Source organism: Frankia sp. AgKG'84/4, from assembly GCF_023242965.2.
GTDB lineage: Bacteria > Actinomycetota > Actinomycetes > Frankiales > Frankiaceae > Frankia.
Genome location: NZ_JALKFU020000014.1, coordinates 1 through 10,141 on the forward strand (window position 1 = coordinate 1; position 10,141 = coordinate 10,141).

Sequence of the window (10,141 nt, forward strand, 5' to 3'; positions counted from 1 at the left end):
CCGCCGACCTGGTCGCCGCCGCGTTCAGCCAGGCGGAGCTGCGCCGGCGTGCCGCCGCGAAGTTCACCCTCGCCGACCGGATGTTCTTCACCCGCGCGGGCCTGGAACAGGCATCCTCCCAGGCCGCCGCGGAGCACCGGGCCAGCCGGTTCGCCGGGCTGCCGCGCCTGGCCGACCTCTGCACCGGCATCGGCGGCGACGCCCTGGCACTGGCGGCCGTCGGCGCGGGACCGGCCGTCGGCGCGGGACCGGCCACCGTCGACCGGGAGCTCGTGCTGGTCGACCGGGATCCGGTGCATCTGTGGCTGGCCGCGTACAACGTGTCCGTCCACGACGCCGGGAAGGTCCAGACGCGGCTGGCGGACGTCCGTGACGTCGACCTTGCCGGATGTGACGGTGCCTTCGTCGACCCGGCCCGCCGAGCCGGTGATCGTCGCCTCGGATCGGGCGCCAGCGAGCCACCGCTACCGTGGTGCTTCGGTCTCGCCGACCGGGTCTCGGCCGTGGCGGTGAAGGCGGCGCCGGGGCTGGACGTCGCGGGCGTGCCGTCCGACTGGGAGATCGAGTTCGTGGCGGACGGACGCGACCTCAAGGAGTCCGTGCTGTTCTCCCCGGCGTTGGCCTCCGCCCCGCGGCGGGCCACGGTCCTGGGCGGCGGTGATGATGGGACGCCGGTGAGTCTCGTCGGCGTCCCGGATGCGCCGCAGTCGACCGGCCGGGTCGGCGCCGCGGGGCGTTACCTCTACGATCCCAGTCCGGCCGTCACCCGGGCGAGCCTGGTGGGCGAGCTGGCCCGCCGGCTCGACGCCTGGCAGATCGACCCCATGATCGCGTTTCTGACCTCGGACGAACCGGTGACGAGCCCGTTCGCCCGCCGGCTGCGGATCGACGCGGAGCTCCCGTTCGATGTGCGTCGGCTGACCGCCGCGCTGCGCGTGCGTGGCATCGGCTCGCTGGAGATCCGCCGCCGTGGACTCGCCGGCGACGTCGAGACCCTGCGGCGGCGCCTGCTGCCGCGCCGCCGTGACCTGGTGCCCGGCGGTCCCGCCGTCACCGTCGTGATGACCAGAATGCGCGGCGAGCCCTGGGCCCTGCTCTGCACGACCGCCGACGCCTGAGCGGGCTCCCTCGCCCGTGCGGTCGTCGCGCCTACTCCTCGGCGGCGACCAGGCCGGTGACGACGGCTAGCAGGCAGCCGATGCCGAGTGCCACCGCCAGTGAGAGCGGCACGAGTCGTCCGATGTGCAGCAGGCACGCGCCACCGACCAGCGCCCCGCTGAACATCGCCACCGGCGCCGCGAGCCGGCTCGGTGCGTGAAATCCTGGCCCGCCGGCGAGCCGGGAGTCGATGACCAGTCCGGTCAGCGTCGTGGTCAGCACGTTCGTCGGCACCTCCGGCATTGCCACCCGACGGGCCGTCGCGTGCTGCAGGCCCATCGCCACGGCCAGCGGCGCCACGACCCCGTACGGCCGGGGCTCGCCTACCTGCCCGGTGACGACGGCGGCGAGCAGCGCCAGGCAGATCAGGGTCGCCTCGGCGGTCAGCGCGACGAGCAGCCACCGGTGCGCACGTCCCACGCCGTGCGCCAGGCCGGAGAGGGCCGGGGCGCTCGCGATCCGTCCCGCCAGGGTGGCGCCGGCGAGGAATCCCGCCAGCGCCAGCGCCGACAGGTCCGCAGACAGCCCAGGCGCCCCGGCCAGGGCGAATGCGAGGAGCACGACGTTGCCCGTCATGTTCGCCACGAACACCCGGTCGAGCCCGAGGTAACTCGTGGAGTCGACCAGCCCGGTCATCGCCGCCATCGTGAGCAGCAGGCCCATCCGCCGGCGGCCACGATCCCCGGATGTCGTCACCGAAATGGACTCACCCATCGGCACAGTGTCACCTAATGCGGGTTCGGCGGCTGCCGAGCCGGTGACCTGCGCGGTACCGCCCGCTACAGGCGCAGCGGCCTGGTCGGCGCCGCCACCAGGGCCGGGTGGTTCTTCCAGTCGACGCCGGGGACGTCGATGTAGAGCTCGATCTCGTTGCCGTCCGGGTCGTGGATGTAGAGGCTGTGGGTGACGGTGTGGTCGGACGCGCCGACGATCACCACGCCGGCCGCCTGGATCTGCGCGAGGACCGCGCGCAGCTCGTCGTCACTGTCCCCGACCTTCAGCCCGAAGTGGTACAGCCCGAGCCGACGGCCGTCCGGGACGGCCGTGGCATCGTCGCCGACCTGGATGAGCAGCAGTTCATGGTGGGTGCGGCCGGCGGAGAAGGCCGCGGCGGGGAACCGCGGCGGGTTGCCGTCGGCGTCCGTCGGGTCCGGGAAGATCTGCTTCCAGCCGAGGACATCGCGATAGAAGGCGGCCGAACGTCCGATGTCGCGGACATAGAGGACCAGATGGCCCAGTTCTTTGATCTCCACGGTGGTACTCCCGGTGAGGCGGTCGGCGGTCGGATGCTGAAGCCGTTGCCGGTACAACTGTCGCGCACCGCCGGACATGCCCGGACGCGGCCCGGTGTCTGACTGGCCTGGCCCGGCCCCTCCTGCGGTACGATGTGGCTGTCAGTGTTGTCGCTCCTGGGGGTGATCGGTTTCGACTTCGGATGTCGAGGCAGGGGAAGCGGGCCGAGGATGAGCAGTTATCTCGTAAACGATCTGCTCAAAAAAACAGCTGCCAACAACACGCAGCCTGCTGACTCTTACGCCCTCGCGGCCTAAGTAGTCCAGCCGTCAGCCTGAGAGTTCCTCCGGCTCAGGATCTGGCGTCGCTAGGAGGATCACCGTCTAACCCGGTCGCGGGGCGAGACGGAAAATCAAACAGCGACTGGGCCTACGACAGCTTGCCTGTGAGTCTGACGGGGCCGAGAAACAAGTAGCAGGCTCCGCCCGGAGAAGCCCTGTGTCGGTGCCGGAGGACGCGGGTTCGATTCCCGCCACCTCCACCAATGTAGGCATTGCGCGAACCGCGCCCTTCGGGGGTGTTGTGGCTGGTAGGACGGCTGCGGCACTCCCGGGGGGCCGGTGAGCATCGCTGCTCGGGTCGGCTTGGGTCGGTCTGTGTGCCCATTCTCTACGTTGGCGGCGTCCCTGGAAGTGTTGGCCCCGGGAACTTTGAAGATCGGTATGAGCCGGTCCGGTCCGGTGATTTTCACTTCGTGTTCCGGGGTTTGGTAGCCGAGGGTGGTGTGGAGTCGCTGCCGGTTGTAGAAGACCTCGATGTACTCCGTGATCGCGGTGCGTGCGGCGCGACGGGTTGGATAGTCGTCACGGTGGATCAGTTCGTTTTTCGGGGTTCAGAAGAATGATTCGGCGAGACTGTTGTCCCAGCAGACGCCGGTCGCTCCGGCTGACGGGTGCACCTGGTGGTGTCGCGGGACTCGCTGGTAGGCGGCGGACAGGTATTGCGAGCCGCGGTCGGAGTGAAACGTCGCACCTTCCTGGATGCGGGTGCGGGTGGCCGCCATCGTGAACGCATCAGTGATCAGTTCGCTGCGCATGTGGTCTGCCATCGACCAGCCGATGACTTTTCTCGAGTAGCAGTCGATGACGGTGGCCAGGTACAGCCATCCCTCGCCGGTGCGAATACAGGTGATGTCCCCGACGAGTTTGGTTCCCGGTCGGGTCGCGGTGAAGTCGCGGCGGACACGGTCGGCGGGCGCGGGGGCCTGGCCGGCGATGGTGGTGCGCCGGTAAGCCCTGGGCTGGCAGGCCCGCAGGCCGGCGTAGCGCATGATCCGGCGGACCAGGCGTACCGACGCCGGCGTCCCGGATGCTCGCAGGGCGGCGGCGATCCGCCGGGCACCGTAGGTCTGCCGTGAGGCGGCGTTCTCCTTCTCCAGCTCCCGCAACCGGGCCCGCTCCGACATGGTCAGTGGCTCGTCCTCGCTGTTCTCGTGGGTACGCCGCCAGGCCGTGACCCAGGTGCCCGGCGTGCCCTCATCCGTCCACGGATCAATTCTCACTAGCGGAGGGTGTCGAGGAAACGCTGACAATGGCGGGCGACTTCGTCGTCGAACACCGCGACGTAGCCGCGGGCGGTCTGCGGGACTCGCGCTGCTGGTTCCGGCCGGTCCTGGTCTCGGCCGGTCCTGGTCTCGGCCGGTCCTGGTCTCGGCCGGTCCTGGTCTCGGCCGGTCCTGGTCCCGGTGTTGCCGCTGCTGGGAGGAAGTTCCGAGGTCGCAGGGCCTTCCGGCGCGGGCCCGCGCCCAGAGATTTGCCCTGGACGCGGGCGGCACGACCGGGCCGGGTCAGGTTCGGCAGGAGGCTCCGGCGCAGGTGGCGAGGACGTCGAGGCGGGCGTCGAGCTGGGCGACGAGCTGGGCGTTGGCGGCCACGCCTGCCGGCGTGGCGAGCAGGTTCGTCAGCTCGTAGGGATCGCTGGCCAGGTCGTAGAGCTCGCGTTCATGGACCTGCGGGTTCCGGTCGAGGTCGTACCAGCGGACGTAGAGGTACTGATCGGTCCGCAGGCCCGACCACGGCGGCAGGTCGAGATAGACGCCGGCGATGCCTTCGACCTGTTCCTGGATGACGCCGTCCTGGCCGTCGAGGCCGGGCCCGGCGTACTGTCCGAGCAGGTCGGACCGCCAAGAGGCGGGCTGCTCGCCGCGCAGCAGCGGCGTCATCGACTGGCCGTCGACGTCCGCCGGAACCGGCACCCCGGCGAGGTCGAGGAACGTCGGGGCGAGGTCGAGACCGGCCACCATGTGGGCGTCGGTCCCCGGCCGGACACCGGGTCCGCTGATCACCATCGGCACCCGCAGCGACTCCTCGTAGGGGGCCATCTTCTGGGTCAGCCGGTGGGAACCCAGGTTGTAGCCGTTGTCCGAGGTGAAGACCAGGTAGGTGTTGTCGAGCTCGCCGGTTTCACGCAGCGTGTCGACGATGCCGGCGACCATGTCGTCGAACGCGTACAACGATCCCATCCGGTCCTGGTAATCGGGATCGTTGATCGCCGCGACCCGGGCTGACCGTTCACCGGCACTGGCTCGCAGCCACCACGGCTTGTCGGAGACGTCCGCCTCGTCGAAGTTCGGGGTGACCGGCGCGCTGGCGGTCGCGAACGGATGGTCGGTGTGCCGCGGCGCCGGCGGCAGCGGCAGGTGCGGGGCGGTGGGCGCGGCGTACAGGAAGAAGGGCACGTCGTCGCCGGCCGCCCGGCTGATGAAGTCGGTCGACTTCGCGGCCACCACGTCGGTGGAATAGTTCGCCGCGTCGTCCGACCCGCCGTACTGGACGATCTGGCCGTTCTCGTTCAGCGCGTAGTTGTAGCCGGTGTAGAAATTGTTGTCGACGCTGCCGTACCACTCCGACCAGCCGGGCGGGATGTGCTCCGGTGCGTCCTCGATGCCGTTCATGTATTTGCCTACCAGCGCGGTGCGGTAGCCGCCGCCCTCGAGAGATGTGGCGACGGTGTGTTCTTCGTTGCCGTTGGCCGCGAAGGTCGCCCAGCCGCCGACGTCACCGCTGTTGGTGAGCACGCCGGTGTTGTGGCCGTATTTCCCGGTCAGCAGTGAGCCGCGGGCCGGGCAGCAGATCGGTGTCGGCGCGAAACCGTTCGAGAACGTCATGCCGGTGTCGCGGACCAGCGCCGCCGTCTGCGGCATCGCCTCCCAGTACGGCGACGTCGTCGCGTCCAGGTCGTCGGCGAGGATCAGGACGATGTTCGGCCGCTCGCTCGCCGCGTCGGCGAACGTGGCGGCCGAGGCCGGGGACGGCGGGCCGGTCACGACGGCCACGGTGCCGGTCGCGAATCCGAGCGCGCCGGCGACGGCGGCGGCACCGAGACGGACCCGCGGGCTGATCCGACGATGTCGGGGCATGGCGCCTCCTGGGAGGCCGGCGGGACGCCGACCAGGCTGTGGGGACCGCCGCGACGGAACGGTTCCGTCGCGGCGGTGCCAGCAGACCAGCCCCGCCTGCGAATCGGATGTGAGCCGGCGGCGAGAACCGTGTGACCGGGTCGCGCGGCATCCCTCGAACGAAGCTCACATGCCGCTCGGTTGGAATGGCAATCCGTGGCCGCGCCGTCCGCCCTCAGCCGGAACGAGGCCACGGAGTTGAGCGAAGGCCGGCACGGAGGGGTGAGGGTGGGAGTGGACGGGAACGGGCAGGCGCCACGGCTGCTGGTGGTAGACGACGAGCCGAACATCGTCGACATGGTCCGGATGGCCCTGCGGTTTCACGGTTTCGAGGTCGCCACCGCCAGCTGCGGCGCGGAGGCGACGTTCGCCGTCACCACCGACCGGCCCGACCTGCTGCTGCTGCTCGACGTGATGCTGCCCGATGCCGACGGGTTCGACCTGTGCCGGCAGCAGGGTGGCCGAAACTGGACGCCGGGCAGGTATCGCTTCCATTCGGCGCGGCTGATGCGACTTTCCGGCAGCGTGCAGTATTCGTGGTAAAGCCGGTCGGTGTCGAGGTCGACAAGGAACTGAACCCGGCCGGCCAGCGTGACCGACAGTTCCCCGCCGGCCGGGCCGAAGGAAATGCTCGTGACGGCGGGCAGAAGAGCCGTCGCATTGCTGAAGGTGATCCGGCCGACCGGTGCCACCTGGTGCGGGTCGGTCGTACTCCATAACAGGGTCGTGCCGTTCTGACCGCCGGCGGCGAGCAGGCGGCCGTCGGGGGAGAACGCGAGATGTTCGACCGCGAAGCCGGCCGGCAGGGCGATCAGCGCGACGAGGTGCCGGGCGTCCCGCACGTCCCACAGATGGACGGCGCTGTCGGCACTCCCGACGGCCAGCAGGCCCCCGCGCGGGGCGAACGCGATCGCGCCCGGGATCGCGGCGGGCGAGAGGACCGGGCCGGCCACCGGGCGAGACGGGTCGGCGATGTCCCACAGCCGGACGGCATCGGCCCGGTCGGTGGCGGCCAGGACGCGGCCATCCCCGCTGATCGCGACGTCGGAGGGACCTCCCGCACCGGACGCCGCGATCGGTCAGCGTCCCCAGGATCGTCGGGGGCGCGGGGTCGGAGACACCGATCAGCCGGACGGTGAGTGGGGACCCTGGCAGGCGCACCGCGAGGAGGTGGCGAGCAGGACCGACGGCGAAGGTCACGGGGGCGCCCGGGGGGGCCGATCCGCACGATCGCCGTCCGGCGAGGCCGACGCGGCTGCGCGAGGTCCCAGAAGGTGACGGAGCCGTCCGGCGTGCTCATCGCGAGGGTGCTGGTCCCCGGGACCATGGTCGTCGAGCCCGGGGACCGCCCGGCCGGGTCGTCGATCGAGGACAGCCGCGCGGGATGGTGCGGATCGACGACCGACCACACTGTGGCGCTGTCCGAGCCCACAGTGACCAAGGTCGCTCCGTCCGGAGTGAACAGTCCGTCGTGAGCCGGACTGGGCACCGAGGCGACGATCTCCGGTTGATGTCCGTCGGTCATCTCCCACAGGCTCAGGCCGCCGTCGGCGCCTATGCCGGTCATCAGGTGACCGGTGGCGCTGAATTCCCCCTGTTGGTCGCCGGCCGGCTGGTTGGTCACCGTGGCCGGCGTGAGTGCTCGCCAGAGATGAACCAGGCCGTTGTCCGTGCCGGTCACCACACTCTGCCGGAGCGCGTCGAAGGCGGCCGCCCGGACGGGGGCGTCCTCGGTGAACCGCGCGTACCGCTGGCCGTTGGCCGCGTTGGCCATCTCCACCGTGCCGTCGGCGCCGGCCCGGAGCACAAAGCGCCCGTCGGGGCCGAAGGCGACCGCGGGTCGCCGACACTTCTGCCCTGCTTACCCGACGTGGCCCCGGTTGAGGAGCGATGCTTACCAAGGACGAGTTCGCAGAGTTGGTCAGCGTACGGACGGGGATTGCGCGGGCTGCCGTGGACAGCGCGGCCTGGTTGGCGGCGGATCTGGGGCTGGACTCGTTCGGGACGAAGTGGAACTTTCCGGTGGACAGCTTCTTCATGAACATGAAGTCCCCCCGGTAACCCCGGTGGTCTGACGACCCGTAGCCGCTATAGGTGCGTGGGCCGCTGGCGGACAGTGCTGGGCCGTCCAGGGTCTCCGCGTTGACGGTCGCCTCCGCCGCGGCTCTTCCCTGGTCGTACAGCAGCGCGGTCATGGTGTCATCGGCCCGCTGTCCGAAACGGAATTCGAATCGGTCGAGCATGGTGCCGATGCCGTGCATCGTGTCCTTGGTGAGGTTCGCCAGGTCGGCATCGGTGGGCCAGATGTGAGCTCGAGAAACTTGGCCGCGTCGGCGGTGGCGGTCACGCCATGCCCGGACTGCCTGGCGGATCACGTTTGCGGTGGTCCAGACGGCGACCCGCAACGCGGGCCTCGAGTTGTTCACAGCAGGTCCCCGGTCGTCCGGTGGGCTGCTCCGCGGCGAAAACCAAAATTCGTTATTGACGTCGACTTCGAATCAAGCCTACTATCTCTGGTGTCATGTGACCGGCGACACGTAGGTGGGGCGGCCAACGCATGTCCGAGTTCGACACAGTCATCAAGGGCGGGACCGTAATCGACGGCCTGCAGACCCCTCGGTTCAAAGGCGATGTCGGCATCCGGGACGGCAAGATCGCCGAGATCGGGAGCATCCCCGCGTCCCGGGCGGGCAACGTCATCGATGCGGCCGGTCTCGTGGTGGCGCCGGGCTTTGTCGATCTCCACACCCACTACGACTCGCAGGTTTTCTGGGATCCGTGGTGCACGATGTCCGGCTGGCACGGCGTCACCAGCGTCGTGATCGGCAACTGCGGGTTCGGCTTCGCGCCGTGCAAACCGGCGGACCGGGAACGGGCGATGCTGAGCCTGTCCCGTAACGAGGCTGTCCCGATGGAGACCATGCGCCAGGGCATGCCGTGGGACTGGGAGACGTTCAGCGAGTTTCTCGACAGCGTCAGCCGGACGCCCAAGGGCGTGAACATGATGTCGTTCGTCCCGCTGGCCCCGCTCTACGGCTACGTGGTCGGGCTGGACGAAGCCAAGAGTCGCCAGGTCACGGACGCCGAGCTGGATCGCATGTGCGAGCTGCTGGTGGAGGGGATGCGGGCCGGCGGCTGCGGGCTGAGCGCGCAGATTCTCGGCGTCGAGGGCAACGTCCAGCTGGACTTCGACGGCACGCCGATGGTCACCGACCTGATGAGCGAACGTGAGCTGCGGGCGTTCAGTCGGGCGATGGGCTCGCTCGGTCGAGGCGTCACGCAGATGACGGGTCCGCTCGAGACCGCCGGTTTCATCGCCAGGGAGAGCGGACGACCGGTGATCTGGAACGCCCTGCTTGCCGACGGTGCCCTCAACCAGCATGGCGGGCAGTCGATGTCGCACGCCGATGCGATCTCCCGGCTGCGGGAGATGAACGAGTCCGAGGGACTGCGGGTCTTCGCGCAGGCCCTCACCACGAACTTCGGCTCGGAGTTCACGCTGGAGGACTACAACCTGGCGGACGCGATCCCGTGCTGGCGGGAGGCGCTGGTCGGGACGATCCCCGAGAAGATCACCAAGCTGGCCGACCCGGAACGCCGCCGGGCGATGAAGGAGGTCGACGAGGCCCGGGGCGGCCTGTTCGGTGCGGGTTACGTGCTCCAGGACATCACCGTCCAGTGGATCAGCAGTGACGCCCGCAACGCCGTCCACCTCAAGGACACCTACGAGGGATACACGATCGGCGAGATCGCGGCACGGGAGGGCAAGCACCCGATCGACGCCATGCTCGACGTCGCCGTGGCGGGCGACCTGCGCGTCGGGTTCGCCACCGTGCTGCTGGAGACTCCCCCGGAGTCGATGCGGGACCTGCTGAACTGCCCGGTCTCGCTGCCCGGCGTCAGCGACGGCGGGGCGCACACGAAGTTCGTCACCACCGGCCGCTACCCGACCGAGCTCCTGAGCCTGTGGGTGCGCGAGCACGAGCTGATCAGCCTGGAGCAGGCGCACTGGCGGCTTTCGGCCTACCCGGCCATGGCCGCCGGGTTGAAGGGGCGCGGGTCGATCTCGGAGGGTCTGTCGGCGGACCTCGTGGTCTACGACCCTGACACGGTCGGTAGTGAGCCGATGGAACGGCTGTGGGACTACCCGGCAGGCGAGTGGCGGCTGGTCCAGAAGTCGCGGGGCTACCGCTACACGATGGTCAACGGCGAGCTCACCTTCGTCGACGGCACGTGCACCGACGCGACCCCGGGCCGACTGCTGCGGCACGGGACCGACTGACAGGAGCGCCG

8 protein-coding genes, 1 other RNA gene and 2 pseudogenes are annotated in these 10,141 nt (G+C 69.8%); 6 read left to right on the plus strand and 5 right to left on the minus strand.

The genetic code is table 11. From position 1 onward, the window contains the following. Positions 1 to 1,118, plus strand: a 1,118-nt coding sequence (locus MXD58_RS02505) for a THUMP-like domain-containing protein (protein WP_250609004.1), incomplete at its 5' end; no start/stop codon positions are given. A gap of 31 nt (positions 1,119 to 1,149) precedes the next feature. On the opposite strand, the gene MXD58_RS02510 is transcribed toward MXD58_RS02505, so the two are convergent. After that, entirely contained in the window at positions 1,150 to 1,872 is a 723-nt protein-coding gene (locus MXD58_RS02510) for a YoaK family protein (protein ID WP_248840470.1), read from the minus strand. A gap of 65 nt (positions 1,873 to 1,937) precedes the next feature. Beyond that, entirely contained in the window at positions 1,938 to 2,411 is a 474-nt protein-coding gene (locus MXD58_RS02515; RefSeq protein ID WP_248840471.1) for a VOC family protein, read from the minus strand. Positions 2,412 to 2,569: 158 nt separating this feature from the next. On the opposite strand from MXD58_RS02515, the gene ssrA reads away from it, so the two are divergent. Next, positions 2,570 to 2,935: a transfer-messenger RNA gene (ssrA, locus tag MXD58_RS02520) on the plus strand. A 210-nt stretch (positions 2,936 to 3,145) separates the two neighbouring features. Here the strand turns inward: ssrA and MXD58_RS02525 are convergent. Both MXD58_RS02525 and MXD58_RS02530 read right to left on the minus strand, forming a co-directional pair. Continuing rightward, positions 3,146 to 3,931: pseudogene (locus MXD58_RS02525) on the minus strand (IS3 family transposase); the annotation flags it as partial. Between the two features lie 306 nt (positions 3,932 to 4,237). Next, positions 4,238 to 5,809: a sulfatase family protein gene (locus MXD58_RS02530; protein WP_248840472.1), complete on the minus strand. Its 1,572-nt coding sequence runs from the start codon at positions 5,807 to 5,809 to the stop codon at positions 4,238 to 4,240. Positions 5,810 to 6,154: 345 nt separating this feature from the next. Here MXD58_RS02530 and MXD58_RS31570 point away from each other — a divergent pair, with 345 nt between their 5' ends. Beyond that, positions 6,155 to 6,391, plus strand: a complete 237-nt coding sequence (locus MXD58_RS31570; RefSeq protein ID WP_308301881.1) for a hypothetical protein — start codon at positions 6,155 to 6,157, stop codon at positions 6,389 to 6,391. A 179-nt stretch (positions 6,392 to 6,570) separates the two neighbouring features. On the opposite strand, the pseudogene MXD58_RS30550 reads toward MXD58_RS31570, so the two are convergent. Further along, a pseudogene (locus MXD58_RS30550) lies at positions 6,571 to 6,801 on the minus strand (WD40 repeat domain-containing protein); the annotation flags it as partial. A gap of 321 nt (positions 6,802 to 7,122) precedes the next feature. On the opposite strand from MXD58_RS30550, the gene MXD58_RS02545 reads away from it, so the two are divergent. From MXD58_RS02545 to MXD58_RS02555, 3 genes are all read left to right on the plus strand, one after another. Then, positions 7,123 to 7,323, plus strand: coding sequence for a hypothetical protein (locus tag MXD58_RS02545; RefSeq protein WP_248840473.1), 201 nt, complete (start codon positions 7,123 to 7,125; stop codon positions 7,321 to 7,323). Positions 7,324 to 7,765: 442 nt separating this feature from the next. After that, the gene (locus MXD58_RS02550; RefSeq protein WP_250609005.1) at positions 7,766 to 7,909 is read left to right on the plus strand and encodes a hypothetical protein; all 144 of its coding nucleotides are present in this window, start codon (positions 7,766 to 7,768) and stop codon (positions 7,907 to 7,909) included. A 496-nt stretch (positions 7,910 to 8,405) separates the two neighbouring features. Beyond that, entirely contained in the window at positions 8,406 to 10,130 is a 1,725-nt protein-coding gene (locus MXD58_RS02555; RefSeq protein WP_248840475.1) for an N-acyl-D-amino-acid deacylase family protein, read from the plus strand. Positions 10,131 to 10,141 lie beyond the last annotated feature (11 nt).